Below are 19,579 nucleotides of genomic sequence, written 5' to 3' on the forward strand. Positions count from 1 at the left end.
CTTAATTATCAGAAAACAGACGGGGGAATTTTATTATGGTGCAACAATGGACAACACATTTAAACGGTTTAGTGATCGGGCAATCGAAAGCGATCAAGCTGTCGACGATCGCCTTGCTTTCAGGGGGACATGTCTTACTCGAGGACCGGCCGGGGACGGGCAAGACGACGCTCGCCCGAAGCCTTGCCTCTTCCGTATCGGCCGCTTTCCAGCGCGTGCAATGTACGCCGGACACGCTGCCGAGTGACATTTTAGGGATGGAACTGTTCAATCCGACGACAGGTGCGTTCGAACGTCGGACCGGACCGATCTTCACATCGATCTTACTCGTCGATGAGATCAACCGGACGACACCACGGACACAGTCGGCGCTCTTAGAGGCGATGCAAGAGCGTCAAGTGACGCTCGGTGAGGTGTCGCTCCGTTTGCCGGACCCGTTCTTCGTCATCGCGACGCAGAACCCGTTCGACGGACAAGGGACGTTCCCGCTTCCGCAGGCACAGCTTGACCGGTTCTTATTCAAGCTCTCGCTCGCCCCGCTGTCGCGGGAGTCAGAGCGCCGACTGCTCCGGAACGAGCATTTGAGCGCCGCTCCGTTCACGTTGAAACATGAAGAGCTCGCCGTGATGCAGCAAGCCGTCCGTGACGTGACGCTGCACGAGGCGATGGAAGACTATCTGCTCGACTTCGTCGAGGCGCTCCGGCACCACCGGGACATCGAGGTCGGGCCGAGCCCGCGGGCGACGCTCGCCTACACGATGGCGGCCCGGGCCCACGCCTACATGGACGGACGGGACTACGTCGCACCGGAAGACATCCGGGCGCTCGCCTTGCCGATTCTCGGGCACCGCATCGTCTTGACGGTCGAGGCATCGCTCAAGACGAAACCGTCGAAACTGATCAAATCTGTGTTAGAGACCATCGCGGTCCCATCCGAGGTGTGACATGCAACTCGTCAGCCCGCGCTATCTAGAATCCGCCTACATGTGGCTCTTGTTCGTCGTCGGGGTCTTCACGGCGCTTTACGGGAACGTGTTCCTCGCGAGCGCCTTGCTCGGCGTCAGCATCTACGCGCTCGTCATGCCCGAGCTGTTGTTCCGCCTGGCCGAACACGTCCGTGTCGAAGTGACGGACGAACTGAAACTGTTCCCGGGTGACGAAGAGTCGTACGTCATCCGCCTCATCTCGACTGCGAAAGTCCCGCTCGGTGTCGTCCGCTTGTCGGGTTATCTCCACCCGACCGTCGAAGTGGAAAACCACGCCTTCTGGCGCCAGGAGAATTATGTCGGTGGCGAGGCGGTCGTCTCTTACGACCTACCGCTCAAAGCCATCAAGCGAGGTCCGATCCGTGTCGAGGCGATCGGCATGGAGATCCGTGACCCGCTCCGCATGTTCTCGCTCTATAAAGAGGAACCGCTCGCAAGGATCGGGTACGTCTTCCCGGAGTTCCTGCCTTATCCGATCCCGAAACGCCCGCCGACGCTACCGGGCGAGGAGATGGTCCGTCATAGCGCCTATCGTGACCCGGAGACGTTCCAGTCGGTCGCCCCGTATCACGGTCAACCGATGCGTCAACTGTACTGGTCGGCTTATGCGAAGACGGGCGAACTGCTGGCCCGGACCGAACAGCCCGTCCAGGCGAACGAGTACGTCGTCGTCTTGGACTTGTTGACGAAAGACGGGCGCTCCCTCACCCATCAGATGGAACGCGTGATCTCGCAAGCGGCGGCGCTGTGCCGTGACTTCGAGAAAGAGAACGCGAGCTACGGACTGATCGTCCCGACGCTGACGAAAGACGGGATCACGTACGACCTCGCACCCGGGAGCGGCGAGACCCATTTCCGCAAGGTCATGACGACGCTCGCTTGTCTGTCGGAACGAGACTTCCCGATGGCCCGGTCGTTATTCGAACGGAAAGTCGCCAAATACGGCGGCAGCCAATCGATTCTTCGGCTCGGAGGTGACGGCAAATGAACTGGCTCTGGTGGTTGTTTGCGGCATTTTATGTCGGTCACGTCTATCCGCTCGTCTTCCTGTTGACGCTCCGTCTGCCGCGGAACTGGCAGCTCGGCATCCAGACTTTGCTCAGTATCGGTGCGCTCTGGTTCTCGTATGAGATGAGCATCACGTTGCTGTTGTTCACGTATGTGCACGCCTTCATCCGCACGCTCGATTGGACCGACCGTTACGCGATTGCGAGCGTGTTGTTCTTGATCACGGATTGGCTGTTCCCGCCGGCCGAGCAACCGCTCCTCATGATCGTGTTCCCGTTCCTGTTTTTGTTTTGGCAACGGAGCCTATATTACCGTCGCGACTATAAACGGATGTTGTCGACGCTCGTCGTCGGCTTAGCGGTCGGTCTCGGACTGGCTTTTGTCATCCGGACGGTCAAAGAGCTGTTGTTCGGCGACCTCATCACCTGGATCCGACCGTTCCTGCTTTGGATCGGCGGCTGGTTCGATGGGATCACGCTCGACCCGTCCGACCGGGTCAACCGATTCATGATACCGGACAACCCGAACCTCGATGCCGAGACGATCGCGAACGAGACGTTGCTCGAATCGGCGAAGAATCAGTCTTCCGCGCTAGTCATCTTCTTCATCGTCCTGCTCGTCGGCGGTGTCCTGTTGTTCTTCTATTTACAAAAACGAAAAGACATCCAAGAAGTGCTGTCGGTCCCGAAAAAGGCCCATCAGACTGCACGGACGGAACGTCGCTTGACGCGGACGCCACGTGATGTCCGCTTGCTCGAGGCCGGACGCCGGCTTGAACAGGTGCACCCTCGCCATCGCGAGGAGACCGCGCACGAGTGGTTGGAACGGATCGACTTTACCGATGGAAGCTTGTTCGCAAGTTGGCTCGAGGCGGCCGAGTACGGTGAGAAAGAAGCGCCGACCACGGTCGTCGAGGCGTTTGAACGACACGTCAAACACGTGTTGAAAAAATAAAACCAGCCAAGATGTTCGGGATTGAACCCGGGCGTCTTGACTGGTTTTTTTATAGGATCGGACTCAACAGACGCGCCACGCTCTCTTTGAAGCGAATCCATTTCGTCCGTGTCTCATAACGTTCGAGCGTCAACAGCTCAGCGCACGATTTGTCACGGTCGAACGCGTCGATGACGGACCGGGCGACAGCCTCATCATAGACAAGGGCTGAAATCTCGAAGTTGAGGTGGAAGCTGCGGGCGTCGATGTTCGTCGTCCCGATCGAAGCGACCTCGCCGTCGATGACGAGCGTCTTCGCATGCAAGAAACCGCCCTCGTACGTATACACCTCGGCCCCGTACCGGACGAGCTCGGCCGCATTGGCGTATGTCGCCCAGTAGACAAACATGTGATCCGGTTTGTTCGGGATCATCAGTTGAATCTTCGTCCCTGACATGAGCGCGATCCGGCAAGCGTCAAGGAAACTCGCGTCCGGGATGAAGTATGGCGTCTGAATGTAGATCGTCTCTTTCGCTTCCCCGATCATCTTGACGAGCATGTTCTTTAAATGCTCCGTCGTCGAGTTCGGACCGGAGGTGACGATCTGGACGGGTGACTTGAACGCCTCGAGTGTCTTGCTTGGCCAAATGAACTCTTCTTTCAACGCTTTTCGTTTCGTCGGTACGGAACGGTTCCAATCGAGCAAGAACCGTTCAAGCAACTCTTGGACCGCCTCCCCGTTCATCCGCAGATGGACGTCACGCCAATAGCCGAAATGCTGGTTCGTCCCCATGTACTCGTCGCCGACGTTGAAGCCGCCGATATAGCCGATGTCCCCGTCGATGACACACAGCTTGCGGTGATTGCGATTGTTGACGCGGAAGTTGATGCCGAGGCTCGACGGGAAGAACGACTTGACCTCGCCTCCGCTTTCAAGCAGCTCTTTGAAATGTTTACGTCTCAGCCCTCTCGAGCCGACGGCGTCATAGAGCAACCGGACCCGGACACCGGCTTGGGCCCGTTTGGTCAGCGCCGCAATCAACGCCTGGCCGAGCGAATCGTTCTGGATGATGTAGTATTGGATATTGATTTCTTGTTTGGCCGCCTCGATATCGTCGAACAAGGCCGCGAACTTCTGTTTCCCGTCATGGATGACTTGGATGTCGTTATGATACGTGACAAGCGCGTTCGTCGACGACAGGTTCAACCGGGCGAGACGCCGGTATTTTGCTAACAACGGGTCTTGCTTGAAGATCAGCTGGTTCCCATCCAACTCATCGAGCTGTTGTTGGACGTGCAACGCATACTCACTACGCCGCTCTTCATCGACTTGATAGAAGTTGTTCGACTTGATCAAACGACCGAAGAAGATATAGATGAAGAAGCCGATGAGCGGCAAAAAGAAGAGGACGAGCAGCCAGGCCCATGTCGAGCCGATGTCGCGCCGTTCAAAGAAGATGATCGTGATGGCGAACGTCATGTTCAAGATGACGAGCAGGATGCCGAACACGCTGATGATGATTTCTGTCGTGAGCATCAGGTTCTCCCCCCTTTTACGATTTGGTACATACCCGGTTTTTCTGACCAGACAAGACCTGATATATCTAGTTTGCCTGATTTCGAAGGAGAAAGGTATACGAGCTTGCAGGTTTGAGCGAATAGAACGCAAAAAAACACCGCGCCTGCGGTGTTTTTGGGGTCGATCGATTAGTTTAAGACTTTGATTGTGATTGATTTACGACCGAAGTTGAGCGCTTGCTGTTGTGTCGGCATCAAGAGGTCAATTTTGTTCCCTTTGATAGCGCCGCCAGTGTCTCCAGCGATTGCTTCGCCGTAGCCTTCAACCCATACTTTAGAGCCGAGCGGGATGACTGAAGGGTCAACCGCGATGACTTTTTGGTTCGGGTTCGAACGAACGTCGATACCTGTTGCCGTGATACCAGAGCAACCTGCACAATATGGCGTGTACGCCGTTGCTTCAACTGTCATCGTCTTACCCGAAGCCGGAGCTTGAGTTTGCGTTGTAGACGTAGACTGTTTTGTCACCGGTGCAGACGTTGATGCTTTTGGTTTAGCTGCTGGTGCACTGTTCGCAACCGATGCTGCTTTGGCACCTTTCACAGCAAATTGTTGACCAGGGAAAATGAGATCTGATTTAAGACCGTTCCATGTCATCAATTGATTGACAGAGACACCGTTGTTTGTCGCGATCCGATACAACGTGTCGCCTGATTTAACTGTATAAGTGTTTGAAGAAGCTGTCGCTTTTGCTTCCGACTTCGCAAGCTTCAACACTTGGTTAGGATAAATCATATTCGAGTTTAAGCTATTTGCTTGTTTGATGTCGTTCACAGATACACCGTTGTTCACGGCGATACGGTACAAAGTATCTCCAGACTGAACCGTGTGTGTTGATGCTGCCGAAGCTGGAGCAGCGACTCCTAAACTAAGGCCAGCGAGTGCCGTTAGTGTCAATAGTGGTTTTTTCATAAGAATATTCCTCCCTTTTCTAACGCTCCCTTACTGTAACACCTCTATATTTCACTGCCGTTACAGGCTGATATGAGAGTGATATCAGTTCAGTTACAGAAGCTTTCAGGGAGATGAGAGGAGTCTGAATTCTTACAATCTAGATAAAAATGGCTTTGTTGAGCCGTTTTCAGCTATACTGATAAGGTGAGAAAGGAGGTTTTAGTCTTTGGAACTATTACTGCTGTATTACATTGTGACTAATTTACTAGCGTTTATGTCATTTTTCCTCGATAAACGACGTGCAAAATCCGGGGCTTGGCGTATTTCGGAACAAACGTTGCTCATTCTCGTCTGGATCGGGGGAGCGTTTGGGGCTTATGTCGCGATGCGCCTCTTCCGTCACAAGACGTTGAAGCCGAAGTTTCGGATCGGGGTCCCGGTCGCGATTCTCGTTCACGCCGGGATCACGTCACTTTTCATCTTCTGAGTGGAGCCGGCTATCTTTTCTGCTCCATTATATAGAAGGAACGTGATAAGACGTCTCGTGACAATAGATATATAAATGTCGGATTGATCATGAATTCATCGGGTTCAAGACTGTCAGCCCGGTGTAATCCCGAAACAAATGTTCAAATATTGAGGTGAGATGAAGATGTTGGAACAAAGTTCACTTCAGAGCGTGGAATCGACAACAGGCGCGGTCATGACAGCTATGATCCACGTGACCGATCACTTCCACGCCTTTATAGTGAGGGCAGGTCGCGTCGACTTGATGGTCAACGGGAACCGTCATAGTCTCCGCACCGGGTCGGGCCTTTTGTTAGCGCCGGGGCAACTGTATCAAGTCGTTTCGTCCGAAGAAGCGACTCGGTTCGTCGACGTCGGTGTCGATCCATACGACTTGTTCGCACCGTTGCTTGCCGAAAGGTTCGTCACACCGTTCATGACGGGGGCGACGTTGCCCCTAAAACTCCTCACGCCGACCGAGCGCGCAGAGAAGGCCGTGTTAGACACGATCGACAAGGTATCCCGAAGTTTACATGGCGACTCATCGTTCGCCCTCTTAGATGCCACGCTCCAGATGACGGTCGTCTGGCGTTACTGGATTCAACAGACAAACGAGCAACCGCGATTGGTCGGTCAAGACCGGATGAAGGCGATGCTCGCTTATATCCATGAACATGTGACGGAGCGTGTGACGCTCGAACAGATTGCCAAGGCCGGTGGCTTGAGCCGGGCGGAATGTTGCCGTTATTTCACGAAGTGGACCGCCACGAGCCCGCTCGCCTATGCGTGTGACGTCCGCATGGAAGCGGCGGCGCATCAGTTACAAGAGACGACGGAGTCGGTCGCTGCAATAGCGAGTCGCTTCGGCTACACGAGCGTCAGTCACTTCGTCCAGACGTTCAAGAAAGTACATAAGGTCACCCCGCTCGTCTACCGCAAGGGCAAGAAGACCAACTAAAGAAAGAGTCTGGCCATCGAAATCTGATGGCTAGACTCCTTCTTTTTGCGTTCTCGATGGACGAGAGACGATGTCATTCCTCATGCACGACCGATACGATGACATTTCCAACTTTCTGGCCGGCGTCCACATAGCGGTGCGCTGCGACGATTTCCTCCATCGGATAAATCGAATCGATGACGGCTTTCAGATCTCCGGCTTCAAACATCTGATTCAACAGGGTCAGATCTTCTTTTCGTTCACTCGCTACTCCCTGTCCGGCAACCGAACTGAACCGGCCTGTTTCCCCGACATGTTTACGAGCCATCCGCTTATCGATTTTCCCTGCCGCGTCAAACACAGCGTCGTACGTTGTCAGTTCGCTGTCATAGCCCTCGTTTGTATAATCGACGACGACGTCTGCGCCAAGGCGTTTGACCAATCCGAAGTTTCGTTCCCGACAGACGGCTGTCACGTGGGCACCGAAATGTTTCGCGATCTGTACCGCGATGGAGCCGACTGCCCCGGAAGCTCCGTAAATCAACACGGTCTTCGCCTGTTCGATGTTCACTTTACGCAAAAAATGAAGGGCTGTCGTTCCACCGAACGGAAGACTGGCTGCTTCTGCAAAGCTTGCGTGGTGAGGCATGAGTTCGACACATTTCGTCTCTTTGATGCATGCATATTCGGCATAGCCGCCAAAGCGCATCCCGGTCAGCGCATAGACACGATCTCCCACCTTGAAGTGTTGCACACGTCGCCCCGTCTCCACCACTTCACCTGCTAGGACGACACCTAAGATAGGCTGTCTCGGCGCTTTAAAGCCGACGACGACCCGCATCGGCAACTTGCCTGCTGCCGGTACATCTAACGCACGAAGCCGGCGGTCCCCGGATTGAACGGCTGATGCGTGTACTTTAATCAGCAGTTCGGTTGCTTTCGGCACAGGCTTTTCGATCTCTTGAAGCTGTAACACATCCGGCGGACCATATGCGGTACAAATCACTGCTCTCATCGTGTACCTCCTCACAAGTCGCTTGTCTTTTAGCGGGCGGTCCAACCACCGTCTACTTTCAAGACGTCCCCGTTGACGAAGCTTGAGTCACTTGAAGCGAGGAACAGCGCGGCGCTTGCGATTTGGTCCGGTTCCCCCATCGGTGCTTCCCCTGCCGCTTGGATGGCACGCATCCCGAGCTCGCTCGGCGCCGTGATCGTCGCCCCGATGTTCGTATTGACCCCGCCTGGTGCGATGGCGTTGGCCCGAATCTTGCCGAATGTGCCATACGTCGCGGCGATGTTTTTCGTAAGGCCGATGAGCGCGTGTTTTGATGCGACGTACGCGGCCCCGCCTCGTGTCCCGAACAAACCGCCGACCGAGGCGATGTTGATGATGACCCCACCCGACTCCTGTTTCTCCATCACGTTGATGGCGGCCCGGGCGATCTTCATCGGACCGGTCAAGTTGACGGCGATGACACGGTCCCACACGTCGTCGGTCACTTCACCGACCGTCATGAAGTTGTCCATGATGCCGGCGTTGTTCACCAAAATATCGAGTGAGCCGAACTGGCCCGTCGCCGTCGCGACCATGTTGTCAATGTCCGCTTGCTTCGTCACGTTCGCGGCGATACCGACCGCTTCCCCGCCGGACGACTTGATCTCACTTGCGACCGCCTCGACCGTATCCCCGTTCATATCGACGGCGACGATGCGAGCACCTTCCGCGGCGTATAGCTTGGCGATGGCCCGCCCCATTCCAGAACCGGCACCGGTCACGAGCGCTGTCTTGCCTGATAGTTTCACACAGCATTCCTCCTTGGCTAAGTAGAAGACGACACAGCAAAACGACAAGTGCGGACTGGACACGTGTCAGTAATCTATACCCGAATTTTAAGTGACCTGCATGCTGTTGATGGAAGAATGTTCTTCTTTTCGTACGATATCTCCTTTACAATGAAAGGAATACATATATTGGGATTTGAGGAAGGATTGATGACTTGGGACGATATGATGCTGAAGTGATCGGTAGCGGGTCTCCGCTGTTGTTTCTACCGGCTGGGGGGTTCTCGGGGAACGAGGGACTGACGCTCGCCGAGGCGCTTGCCGACGACTTCGAGGTCCATCTGCTCGATCTGCCAGGGTTCGGTCGCAGCGAAGGACTCAAAGGGAGAGTCACTTCTTTGGAATTAGCGGATTGGGTGAACGGCTATATCGTGGAAGCAGGACTCGGCCTTGTCCATGTGAGCGGTCACTCGCTCGGGGGCGCGGTCGCCCTCGCGTTTGCCGCCCATTACCCTGAAAAGCTGGAACGGCTCGTCTTGCTCGACGCCGGACATAAGCCGTTCCCGCGAGTCCCGCTGCAAGAATATGGCGCGTTTGGACTCGTCGTGCCGCTCTTGAACGTGATCTACCGCATGCTTAAGCCGACAGCCGTCCGGAAAATCGAGGCGAAATTCATAACGGACAAAGCGGCAGAATCGATTTCAGAGGAACAGTTCAAAGCGTTCTGCACGCAGACGGGGTTACCTGAGCGGGACGAAGTACGCCGGGCCTTGGATGCTCCTGCCAAACTAGGTCCCGGTGGAATGAACTTACTGTTCGGCTACTATAACTTGGACATGAGCCAGCTCATGAGGATGCTCCGCGTACCGACGCTTCTCGTCTACGCCGACTTTATCGGCGTGGACACGAAAGAAGCTGAATTGACGAAGTCTGCCGTTTCGAGTCTTCAGCAAGATCGACCTCCAGTCACCTATCAGTCCGTTCCCGGAGGTCACTTCGTTCATTGGAGTCCGGAGTTCCCGCTCGAGCGGGTGCGTCAGTTTTTATTATCAACACAAGGAGCGAGTTCTTATGAAGCGTAATCAACAGATTGTGCTCATCATCGTCGTTGTGTTGCTACTCTCTGCCGGGATTGTCTGGCAAGTGGAATCAACCGGGCAACCCGAATTATCAGCGACGGCCGAGCCCATCCTGGTCCATCAGGTCGCTGACCCTGAGATGACAATCCGTTTCTTCACAGAACGCTACTCAACGGACGAGCTGAGCGATGAACTGTTCATCGAAGGCATCGGCTTAGAGATTACCATCGACGACCGTGTCGAATCGGTCACGTCCCGCTCGCTGTCAGATGATGGTCTCACCTGGTCGGTCGACGGACGGACGTGCGGGGATGAGCCAGACTGTGTTCCGTTTGATATCTTATATGGGATGAATCATGGGACGACGACACGTGTCGTCGTCGAGTTGGACGGGGACCGCTTCGAGCCGGAATTAATGAAGACGAAAGCCGGGAATGACGTCTGGTTCGTCGTCGTCGACCAAATCGAATCGATTGACGCCATCACGGGTTATGACGCCTCGGGTGACGTCGTGTATCGCTATCCTCAATGAAAAAAGAGATTCGGGGAGTAGTCCCCAAATCTCTTAACGTTCACAGGCGATTCCGTCTCTATCACGGTCTTTCCCAATGTTTGCTTGGTAGAGTGCCGCGTTGACGAGCGGCTTATACTGCGTCTTGCCGCCTTTGTTTTTGATGGTCTTGTTTTTCGCGACACCACCCTTGTAGGTTTTGTTGAGCTCGGTACAGTTTTTAAACTTTTTGGCAGCGGCATCAGCCGGATTCGCAGGAGCGAGGCTCAGCGTAAACAAAGCGAGACAGGCCACAGTTGCACGAAGCAGTTTCTTCATTCTTATTTCCTCCAAATTAGCAGACGATACGTCTAGTAGTTTTCATCATTATACGGTTGATTACGAGAAATATACCTCTTTTGCAAATATGGTAAAGACAGAAAGGAACGTGTTTTATTATGGATTTGTTTATTTTAATGCAAGAGCGCGCGGTACCTCTGCTCGTGCTCACATTTTTCTTGGTACTGAATCTTGCATTCCTAATAGGGGTTTGGAAGAAACGGATCAACTTCTCAAAACTTTTTTTGCTGTTCGCCAGCTCACTCGCTGTGATTCTCATGATTTCATCCGTCATGCTCATCACATTTACGTTATTCGTCGGCTATAATCAGTGACTTTTGCAAATTCCTATTGCCGCAACATCTGTAGAAGGAATAAACCCACCTCTTTTTTTTGAAAGAGGTGGGTTTATTCATGGAAAATTATTTTGTCGCTTCGTATTCCAACGCTTCCCCGTTCGTCTCGATGACGTGCTTATACCAATCGAACGAGTCTTTCTTCATCCGCTCCATCGAGCCATTGCCTTCATTGTCACGGTCGACGTAAATCATGCCATACCGCTTCTTCATCTCGCCCGTCGTGAACGAGACGATGTCGATGATGCCCCACGGCGTGTAGCCGATCAAGTCGACGCCGTCATAAACGACCGCTTGTTTCAGCTGCTCGATGTGGGCCTTCAAGTAATCGATGCGGGCCGCGTCGTGAATCTTTCCGTCGATGATCTCATCGACGGCGCCAAAACCGTTCTCGACGATAAAGAGCGGGATCTGATAGCGGTCGTACAACCGATTGAGCACGTAGCGAAGACCGACCGGATCGATCGCCCAACCCCAGTCGCTCGACTTGATATATGGGTTCTCGACACCGTTCGGCAGACCGCCGTTGACGATGTCGCCGCTGTTGTCGGCGACGACGTCGCTCTTCACGGTCGTCGACATGTAGTAGCTGAAACCGAGGTAGTCGACAGTCCCGTTCTTCAAGATGTCGTCGTCCCCGTCCAGGAACGGGATGTTGTAGCCTTCACGCTCGAACTCGTTCAAAGCGTAGCGCGGATAGAACCCGCGTACTTGCACGTCCGGGAAGAAGTAGCGCTGGCGCATCATCTCCTCGGCGAGCATGACGTCGTCCGGGTTCGACGAATACGGATAGATCGGCACGTGCGATACCATCGCCCCGATCTCGAAGTCCGGGTTGATCGCTTTCCCTTTGGCGACGGCGAGCGCACTCGCGATCAACTCATGGTGCCCCGTCTGATACATGACCTCACGGGCGTTCTCGCCTTCCTCGACGATGACGCCTGAGTTCGTCCAGAGGAAGAGCGGGTTGTTGACGTCCATCTTGTTGTTGATCTCGTTGAACGTCATCCAATATTTGACCTTGTCTTTGTAACGGTCGAAACAGGCCTCGGCGAAGCGTACGAAATGGTCGACGACTTTCCGGTTGCGGAACCCGCCGTACTCACGGGCGAGGTGGAGCGGCATCTCGAAGTGGGACAACGTGATGATCGGCTCGATGCCGTGCTTCAACAGCTCATCGAACAAGTCATCGTAAAACTTGAGCCCGGCCTCGTTCGGTTCGGCGTCGTCACCGTTCGGGAAGATGCGGCTCCAGCCGATCGACGTCCGGAGACACTTCAAACCCATCTCGGCGAACAAGGCGACGTCTTCTTTATAGCGGTGGTAGAAGTCGATTGCCTCATGGTTCGGATAAAACTCGTCCGGCTCGACCTTGTCCGTGATCCGGCGTGCGACGCCATGGGCGCCTGCTGTCAAGACGTCGACGACGCTCGGGCCTTTGCCGTCGGCGTCCCAGCCGCCTTCAAATTGATGGGCGGCGAGGGCGCCACCCCATAGAAAATCTTTCGGTAATGTCTTCATGTTTATTCCTCCTTATTGATGAACAATCGTGAGCATCGGCTTCGTTGTGTCTGTCTCATCGCTTGGTTGAACGAGTACATCGGCGTAAGTCGAGCTGTTCGTCACGATGACTGGTGTGATACTTGATAAGTTATGGGCGGCGATCATGTCGCGATCGAACGTCATCAATACATCGCCCGCTTTGAAGCTGTCCCCATCTTTGACGTGGACAGTGAACGGTTTCCCGTCAAGTGTCACTGTGTCGAGCCCGACGTGAATCAAGAGCTCGATCCCTGAGTTCGAACGCAGTCCAATCGCATGTTTTGTCGGTGCGACCATGACGACCGTCCCATCGAATGGCGCCACAATGTTATTCCCGTTTGGTTCTACGGCGTAACCTTTCCCCATTGCCCCAGAGCCGAACACGTCGTCCGGGACATCACTCAAGGCGATGACTTTCCCTGATAGCGGTGACGTAATCGTTTCTTCTTGGACGACCGTCGCGCTCGCTTCCGCTGTCGCTGGCGTCGCCAATTCTTCATTTGCCTGTTTGGCAGTGTCTTCCCCGAAGCCGAAGATTTGAATCAAGATGACCGGGAGGATGATGGCAATCGCCGTCCCGATTAACAGTCCCCAAATCGATGTCGGCACGTCTTCACTGATTCCGTTCACAAGAGTGAGTGGGCCCGGGAGTCCGGCGTAGGCAAAGTAGTATGGGGTGAAGAAACTTGCGACGATGGCACCGACCGCACCCGAGATACATCCGAAGATGAATGGTTTCTTGAAGCGTAGCGTCACCCCGTAGATCGCAGGCTCGGTGATCCCGAACAGACCGGTGATTCCTGCCGAGACTCCGACTTTTTTGATTTCTTGGCTCTTCGCTTTCAAGATGACACCGAGGACGGCGCCGACTTGGGCGATGACGGCGATCGTCTGATAGGCTTGGAACGAGTCACGGCCGTATAGGTCGAAGTTTGCGAGCACCATCGGCGTCACGCCCCAATGGACCCCGAAGATGACGACGACTTGCCAGAGTCCACCGATGATGGCGCCAGCGAGCAACGGCGCGTTTTCAGCTAGGAAGTTATAGCCGTTGGCGATCCCGACCGCACCCATCGTCGTGATTGGTCCGATGACGAGGATCGTGAGCGGCACCATGAGCACTAAACTGAAGAATGGGACGAACAAAGGACGAATGACCTCGTTCATATGCCGGTTCAAGAACCGCTCGACGTAAGATAAGATCCAGACGAGGAAGAGCGGTGGCAAGACGGAAGACGTGTACGTCGTACCGGACAAGGCAATCCCAAGGAAGCTGATCGCCTCCCCTGACGTGATGCGTGCCGCCATCTCGGCCCATGTCGGACTGACCAAGGCCGCACTTGCCGCGACGGAAATGAACGTGTTCGTCTTGAAGTGTTTTGATGCCGTGATGGCGATAAAGATTGGTAAGAACGTGAACGGTGCCCATGAGATGAAGCTGAACACTTCGTACGTCCCCGTCTCGGCGAAACCTTCAAATACCAATGTCGTTAGAATGAGTACACCTTGCAAAATCCCGGCTGCCGCTAAAATATAGATGAACGGCGCGAACACCGCGGACATCGTCGCGATGATCCGGTTGAGTATCGTTCCTTTTTGGTCCGCCTCCGTTTCAGTGCCTTCGATTTTTACGAGCTGCGTGAACTCCTCGAACACTTCTCCGACGTGCTGTCCGATAACGACTTGGAACTGTCCGCCCGTCTCGACGACCGTGATGACGCCTGGCATCGCCATGACACGCTCTTTCGCCTGCGGGTTTGACCGCTTCAAGACGAGACGAAGCCGTGTCGCACACCGGGCTGCGTTGATGATGTTGTCTTCCCCGCCGACAGCCTCCAAGATGTCCTTGGCGAGTTTTGAATAATCCCGAACTTTACTCAAGTGAATACCCTCCTTTTTTCATAACGCTTACATTTTGTACACTCTTACTATAATTGTACCGGTACAATTAATCAATAGCGATACAATAAAAAAGTTTGTGAACGTTTAGCAAACATGTGTGTGGTATAATGAAGACAACATTTTCAAGTAGATGAGGGATGAACGTGCTAAAATACCAACAGATTGCAGCAGAGATCGAACAGTACATCAATCAACATGATTTGAAACAAGGCGATAAACTGCCCGTGCTCGAACAGTTGATGAGCCAATATGCCGTCAGTAAGAGCACGGTGACGAAAGCGCTCGAACTGCTCGAACGGCGTGGGGTGGTCTTCCAACTTCGCGGGAGCGGCATCTTCGTCCGGCGTCATAACCGCCCGGGCTACATGAGCCTGTTCTCGACGCAAGGGTTCAAGAGCAATCTCGGCGACCGCGTCTTGACGTCGGACGTGCTCGACGTCTCGGTCACAAAACCTGACGAGACAGTTGCGCAGAACCTCGGGATCGACGTGACGGACGACGTCTATCACGTCGAACGGGTCCGCTTCGTCGATGGCGAGGTGCTTTGTCACGAGGAGTCGTATTACGTGAAGCAAATCGTCCCGTATTTGAACCGGGAGATCGTTGCCGACTCGATCTTCGATTATGTCCAGAGCGCGCTCGGCGTCACGATCGGCTTCTCCGACATGTACATGCAGGTCGGTCGGTTGAACGCGACGGAAGCCGGATACCTCGGCCTGCAGGAAGACGACCCGACGCTTCGCATCGAGACGATCTTTCACCTTACGAACGGGAAGCCGTTCGACTATTCACGCATCACCTATCATTACGAACACTCCCAGTTCGTCGTCCAGGCGAACGGGCCGTACATGTGAAAACACCGCTCTACGCGATTTGCGTGGAGCGGTGTTTTTGTGTGGTTCAGACGATCTGTTTTCGCTTTAAATCAAGTAACTCACATTCAATACTTCAAAACCGCTTAATCACTCCGTTCACATGGTCGAGAAAGTGATACACGTCGTGCGCATCATGCGCCAGTACGAAGTTTCCGAAGATATGAGGATAATACTCTCCCATGAACGTTTCAAGTGTCTGTACAGATGTAGGGGATGAGAGGGAGTTTGCTTTCGGAATGCTGATCTTGGGAAGCAGCTTGTCGACGAATCGAGCGATACACGTCATCAAGCGCTTGGTCATAAACTTGGTCAAATTCATAACGAGCCACTCTCCATAACGTCACATCGTTTGAACGTGATAAACTCTCCGTCTTTTGTTCAAATTCATCCGTGTGCACCGCATGTCGACGCACAATTGAACTACCTCCACCTACGCTTCGCTAAGAGGTGGAGGATTCCTGGGTCATCCGGTCTAACGACCGGAACCTGGCCAGGCTAACCCCGTCGTCCCGACGGTTGAAGAAGCCAAGATACGTTCAGCTTCTAATTTCAAGTTCATTCCTGCGTTGATATCTCGGTCATGATGGACCCCGCAACCCGGGCATGTCCACTCACGCAGACCAAGATGCTTCACGTCCTTGTGTCGATGGCCGCAACTCGAACAGAGCTGGCTCGAGGCGAAGGTCTTCCCGACCTTCACGACGGTCTTCCCGTACCAGTCCGCCTTGTATTCGAGCATGCGGAAGAACTCCGACCAACTGACATCGGAGATCGCTTTGCTGAGCGTGCGGTTCTGCTGCATGTCCTTCACCTGCAGCGTCTCGATGCCGATGACGTCGTGGTTTTTGACGATCTCGGTCGAAACCTTGTGCAGGAAGTCGGTACGCTTGTTGGCGATCTTCTCATGGATGCGGGCGACCTTGCGCTTCTGCTTCTGGTAGTTCCTCGCCTCGGACAGCTTGATATTCTTGCCTAGGGCGATGAGCTGACGACGGGACAGCTTGCGCTGCTCGCGCGCCAGCCTCTTCTCGAGCGAACGGAAGTACCGATCGTTTTGGTACACCGTGCCGTCGGACAGGACGGCGAAGTGCTTGAGCCCGACGTCGACGCCGACCGAGGAACCGGTCTTCGGCAGCTCGTCGATCTCCTGCTCGACACACAGGGAGACGAAGTATTTGCCCGAGGCGTTCCGTCGGATCGTGGCGTTCAAGATGCGGCCCTCGACCCGTCTCGAGTTGGCGAACCGGACCCACTTCACCTTCGGGAGTTTGAGCTTGTTGCCGACGATCGACACCTCGGGAAGTTGAGACTTGCCTTGGACGTTCGTCGTGTAGGATTGGACGGGGTTCCGCTTCGACTTGAACCGTGGACGTTCGGTATACCTCTTGAAGAAGCGGTCGTACGCCTCGGCCAGATGTTTGACGCTATTTTGCACAGACGTGCTATCGACTTCCTTCAACCAGTCAAGCTCTTGCTTGAGTACAGGGATTTCTTTCGAACAAGAGCCGTAGGACAGTCCTTTTCCGGTCACCTTGTAGGTTTCTTCCCATTTCGCCAGGAAGTGGTTGAAGACGAAGCGTGAACAACCGATCGTCTTGGCAATCAGGATCTCCTGTTCCGTTGTCGGATAGATCCGGAATTTATACGCTTTATGCTTCAACATGGTATTCACCTCTTTTAGGTATTTATACCCAAAGGAGAGGTCAGCGATTCATCGCCCACTTTCACGAGGGCTTCGCCCGCCACGTTTAGAAGTGGGCGTATTCTCGCCTAATTTTGATAAAGCCGTGGCCGCATCGACTTCATGCAACCACGGACGTTTCACATTCATCTTTTCCCTCGCCTCCGGTACAAAAGATAACCGATCGGGAGCCCCGCCAACAACGCGAGGCCAAGCATCCGATACGATGTCGGCTCTGTCGTCTGAACATCACCTGAACCACTAGTGAGGGCATCCTCCGCGGAACCTTGATCGTTTGAACGTGTCTCGACCAAGAGTTTCTGATACATCTCGAGCGTGATCGTGTCTCCGCTGATGAACCGTTTCGCATCGGTCGTCATGGCGGTCAACGTCTCCCCGTTTAAGTCAAACCAGACATTCTCTTGAGCAGAATGGACGAGTGAGCCGGACACATCAGCTAAGGCAATGGCCAACTCGTCGCCATACCCGAACGTGGAGAAGGCGAAAATGCCCGGTTCTTGCTCCCACGTACCGATGACGTTTCTCGGCTCCCCATCTTGTAGGACGGCTGATACGTACTCCTTGCTCGAGACGAACGTACACATCTCGTTCAACGAATAACAGGATTGCGCGGCAATCAATACTTCATGGAGCGGACCGAACGAGACGGTGCGACTTTCCGTCAAGTGATAGTTACTCGGGTCGTCTCCTTCGATATGGTCGAGGACGATTGACTCGAAATGTTCTTCAGCGAAACGCTCCGCGGATCGTTCTGTCGGCGCCGCAGCTGCCGACGTAGCACCGAGCGTGAAGACCCCGGCTAAAGCGAATGTTGTGATCAGGCGGAACATGTTTCTTTCTCCTTTCAACCGACAGACATTTGTTTTAGGAATGACGCATCAATCCGAATCAGTTCCGCATGTGGATGTTTTTGGCGCTCGATGATTCGGCCAAACCGTTTTGAGGCGACGAATCGATTCGACTCGTGAATCCACGCCAGGCGCACGAGTGCGAGGCGCAACTGCTTACGACCGTCACTCATCCGAAGGTGATCGACTTTATTATCAGCATCTAGGCGATTGATGAACAGCTCGACTTTACACTCTTCCTTCACCAAATAGGATACCAGATAAGCGGCCTGTTGAGTCAACTCTTCGTAACGGGCGTGGAGACCATTCCCGAGCGGACCGCTCAAGTCAAGCATCAATGTGAACGTATCGAGGTTTTGGCGCTCATATACTTTCGCCTGTAGCTTCCCTGTCTTGGCTGTAGCGACCCAGTCAATTTGTTTCACCGGCTCTTGCTCATATTGTTTTGAGCTTTGGATCATCAACGGGTCGTGGAGCGGTGAATGTTTGACGAGTCGATCCCCCATCCTTACCAGGCGTGAATCGGAAGTAGATAGGTCGCTTCGTCACGAAGTTGTAGGGAATGCACGCGCTGATTTTCGTCAAACATCACCCTTCATAATCACAGCTCAGTAATCCTTCCTTTAAACAAAAGCCCCCAATCAATAGAGCGAACTGATTGGGGACCGGGTATCACGACTGCGATACTGGAAAATCATGTGACTTGTTTCGTCATTGCTGAAGAATCTCTTGATATTTGTAGCCCTCTAAGATTTCATGATCTTCTTTGAATGTCCAATCTTGAATCGAAAGCTTTGGATTTGATTCTAAGTAATGGTTGAGAATATCTTTTCCTAAAATATAGTTACTCCAGCGAGGAAGATTCTTTTGCTCATTACCGATAACAAAATCGTTAAATGTTGTTTCATAATCATTAACAAGGTTGGCTACATGCTCCTTCGTCTTCTCATCCATTGGTTCATGCCAAGGAGGTGAGACGCCTTTGACAATTCGATCTGCAAAAGCATCTGCTTTCCCTTCTAATATGACAGAATTTAAAACCGAACTAACCATAAAGTTTGGTGTGTCGCGAAGAATCAAGTGATGATATTCATGTGCAGTCGCATAAGCAAGGATATCTTTATCGAAGTCTTCATTCAGATAAAAGACAAAAGTATCTTTATATGCATTTCCACTAATCCCACCCAGTGACTCACCGATAAATGCAAATTCTGAATTGATTGGTACGAGAAAAATCGTACTTTTCTTTTTAGGAAGTGCCTGATGGGAAGCGATGTAAGTTTTTATAATCGTTTCTTCAATCTCACCATGTTTGCTCATCAGCACATCGATTCGATTTAGGAGTTGTTGCTCATAGGATGTCGATTTCATCAAAAAGTTGCCTTTCAAATCCGCTGTTCCGAACTTCTCCTCTTCTCCAATCTTCCCTATGTAATCGAGAACAAATTCTCTAAAAAATTTCTTTTTCTGTTCTGAATCATTCGTCTCTAGAGATGCCTCCAAATACTTTTGATACTGTGTGTAAAGTGGCACGATTTTTAATTCACTATCGTCGCTTATTTTTATAGTCTTAGGCTGCACGTTAACGTTCTCTTTTATAGCTTCGACATTTTCTTTGTCACCAATGCATGCCGATAACAGAATCAAAGGAATACAAAGTAGAAGAAGTGTGAATCTTTTCAACTGAACGACCTCCGTCTCTTTTTAAACCATCAAGCATTTATCGTGAGCTTTTATCATGATGATGTTTTTTCTCTTCGAAAGACTGTGTAGTAAAGATTATGAGTCACCTTCCTTTTACATGTTAAATTGTACCATATT

General features: G+C 53.0%; 19 protein-coding genes. 8 read left to right on the forward strand and 11 right to left on the reverse strand.

What is annotated here, in order from left to right:
* Nucleotides 1–35: 35 nt before the first annotated feature.
* From EVJ21_RS00790 to EVJ21_RS00800, 3 genes are read left to right on the forward strand one after another with little or no spacing between them, the layout of a single operon-like run.
* Nucleotides 36–944, forward strand: a complete 909-nt coding sequence (locus EVJ21_RS00790; RefSeq protein ID WP_070327249.1) for an AAA family ATPase — start codon at nucleotides 36–38, stop codon at nucleotides 942–944.
* 1 nt (nucleotide 945) lies between these two features.
* Nucleotides 946–1,974, forward strand: coding sequence for a DUF58 domain-containing protein (locus tag EVJ21_RS00795; RefSeq protein ID WP_131489733.1), 1,029 nt, complete (start codon nucleotides 946–948; stop codon nucleotides 1,972–1,974).
* On the forward strand, nucleotides 1,971–2,948 hold the full coding sequence (locus EVJ21_RS00800) for a hypothetical protein (protein ID WP_131489734.1): 978 nt from the start codon (nucleotides 1,971–1,973) through the stop codon (nucleotides 2,946–2,948). The genes EVJ21_RS00795 and EVJ21_RS00800 overlap by 4 nt, the downstream gene beginning before the upstream one ends.
* A gap of 49 nt (nucleotides 2,949–2,997) precedes the next feature.
* On the opposite strand, the gene cls is transcribed toward EVJ21_RS00800, so the two are convergent.
* Both cls and EVJ21_RS00810 read right to left on the reverse strand, forming a co-directional pair.
* Nucleotides 2,998–4,464 carry a cardiolipin synthase gene (cls, locus tag EVJ21_RS00805; protein WP_131489735.1) on the reverse strand — a complete coding sequence of 489 codons (1,467 nt, stop codon included), beginning with the start codon at nucleotides 4,462–4,464 and terminating at the stop codon, nucleotides 2,998–3,000.
* Nucleotides 4,465–4,634: 170 nt separating this feature from the next.
* Nucleotides 4,635–5,417: a LysM peptidoglycan-binding and 3D domain-containing protein gene (locus tag EVJ21_RS00810; protein WP_035386025.1), complete on the reverse strand. Its 783-nt coding sequence runs from the start codon at nucleotides 5,415–5,417 to the stop codon at nucleotides 4,635–4,637.
* A gap of 208 nt (nucleotides 5,418–5,625) precedes the next feature.
* On the opposite strand from EVJ21_RS00810, the gene EVJ21_RS00815 reads away from it, so the two are divergent.
* Entirely contained in the window at nucleotides 5,626–5,886 is a 261-nt protein-coding gene (locus EVJ21_RS00815) for a DUF1294 domain-containing protein (protein WP_071397523.1), read from the forward strand.
* Between the two features lie 165 nt (nucleotides 5,887–6,051).
* Nucleotides 6,052–6,864, forward strand: a complete 813-nt coding sequence (locus EVJ21_RS00820; RefSeq protein WP_161568933.1) for a helix-turn-helix domain-containing protein — start codon at nucleotides 6,052–6,054, stop codon at nucleotides 6,862–6,864.
* 73 nt (nucleotides 6,865–6,937) lie between these two features.
* On the opposite strand, the gene EVJ21_RS00825 is transcribed toward EVJ21_RS00820, so the two are convergent.
* Nucleotides 6,938–7,858 (reverse strand): NAD(P)-dependent alcohol dehydrogenase, encoded by a 921-nt coding sequence (locus tag EVJ21_RS00825; RefSeq protein WP_131489737.1) that lies wholly within the window; start codon nucleotides 7,856–7,858, stop codon nucleotides 6,938–6,940.
* 29 nt (nucleotides 7,859–7,887) lie between these two features.
* A complete protein-coding gene (locus tag EVJ21_RS00830; RefSeq protein ID WP_131489738.1) occupies nucleotides 7,888–8,646 on the reverse strand; it encodes a glucose 1-dehydrogenase in 759 nt (252 codons plus the stop codon).
* Nucleotides 8,647–8,840: 194 nt separating this feature from the next.
* Between EVJ21_RS00830 and EVJ21_RS00835 the strand changes: the two genes are divergently transcribed.
* On the forward strand, nucleotides 8,841–9,707 hold the full coding sequence (locus EVJ21_RS00835; RefSeq protein WP_161568934.1) for an alpha/beta fold hydrolase: 867 nt from the start codon (nucleotides 8,841–8,843) through the stop codon (nucleotides 9,705–9,707).
* Nucleotides 9,697–10,236 carry a hypothetical protein gene (locus EVJ21_RS00840; protein WP_131489740.1) on the forward strand — a complete coding sequence of 180 codons (540 nt, stop codon included), beginning with the start codon at nucleotides 9,697–9,699 and terminating at the stop codon, nucleotides 10,234–10,236. The genes EVJ21_RS00835 and EVJ21_RS00840 overlap by 11 nt, the downstream gene beginning before the upstream one ends.
* 33 nt (nucleotides 10,237–10,269) lie before the next feature.
* Here the strand turns inward: EVJ21_RS00840 and EVJ21_RS00845 are convergent, their stop codons facing one another.
* From EVJ21_RS00845 to EVJ21_RS00855, 3 genes are all read right to left on the reverse strand, one after another.
* On the reverse strand, nucleotides 10,270–10,533 hold the full coding sequence (locus EVJ21_RS00845; RefSeq protein WP_016508727.1) for an excalibur calcium-binding domain-containing protein: 264 nt from the start codon (nucleotides 10,531–10,533) through the stop codon (nucleotides 10,270–10,272).
* A gap of 422 nt (nucleotides 10,534–10,955) precedes the next feature.
* A complete protein-coding gene (gene bglA, locus EVJ21_RS00850; RefSeq protein WP_131489741.1) occupies nucleotides 10,956–12,410 on the reverse strand; it encodes a 6-phospho-beta-glucosidase BglA in 1,455 nt (484 codons plus the stop codon).
* Nucleotides 12,411–12,422: 12 nt separating this feature from the next.
* Nucleotides 12,423–14,312 carry a beta-glucoside-specific PTS transporter subunit IIABC gene (locus EVJ21_RS00855; protein ID WP_131489742.1) on the reverse strand — a complete coding sequence of 630 codons (1,890 nt, stop codon included), beginning with the start codon at nucleotides 14,310–14,312 and terminating at the stop codon, nucleotides 12,423–12,425.
* Nucleotides 14,313–14,476: 164 nt separating this feature from the next.
* Between EVJ21_RS00855 and EVJ21_RS00860 the strand changes: the two genes are divergently transcribed.
* Nucleotides 14,477–15,187, forward strand: a complete 711-nt coding sequence (locus EVJ21_RS00860; protein WP_201739971.1) for a GntR family transcriptional regulator — start codon at nucleotides 14,477–14,479, stop codon at nucleotides 15,185–15,187.
* Between the two features lie 493 nt (nucleotides 15,188–15,680).
* Here the strand turns inward: EVJ21_RS00860 and tnpB are convergent, their stop codons facing one another.
* The 4 genes from tnpB to EVJ21_RS00880 form a co-directional block, all read right to left on the reverse strand.
* Nucleotides 15,681–16,871, reverse strand: a complete 1,191-nt coding sequence (gene tnpB / locus EVJ21_RS00865; RefSeq protein WP_131489744.1) for an IS200/IS605 family element RNA-guided endonuclease TnpB — start codon at nucleotides 16,869–16,871, stop codon at nucleotides 15,681–15,683.
* A 164-nt stretch (nucleotides 16,872–17,035) separates the two neighbouring features.
* Entirely contained in the window at nucleotides 17,036–17,740 is a 705-nt protein-coding gene (locus EVJ21_RS00870) for a hypothetical protein (RefSeq protein ID WP_131489745.1), read from the reverse strand.
* Between the two features lie 14 nt (nucleotides 17,741–17,754).
* Nucleotides 17,755–18,264 carry a DUF58 domain-containing protein gene (locus tag EVJ21_RS00875; protein WP_071397509.1) on the reverse strand — a complete coding sequence of 170 codons (510 nt, stop codon included), beginning with the start codon at nucleotides 18,262–18,264 and terminating at the stop codon, nucleotides 17,755–17,757.
* A 205-nt stretch (nucleotides 18,265–18,469) separates the two neighbouring features.
* Nucleotides 18,470–19,441 carry a DUF2268 domain-containing putative Zn-dependent protease gene (locus tag EVJ21_RS00880; protein WP_131440684.1) on the reverse strand — a complete coding sequence of 324 codons (972 nt, stop codon included), beginning with the start codon at nucleotides 19,439–19,441 and terminating at the stop codon, nucleotides 18,470–18,472.
* Nucleotides 19,442–19,579: the final 138 nt, after the last annotated feature.

The organism is Exiguobacterium sp. SH0S2 (assembly GCF_004337185.1).
GTDB lineage: Bacteria > Bacillota > Bacilli > Exiguobacteriales > Exiguobacteriaceae > Exiguobacterium > Exiguobacterium aurantiacum_A.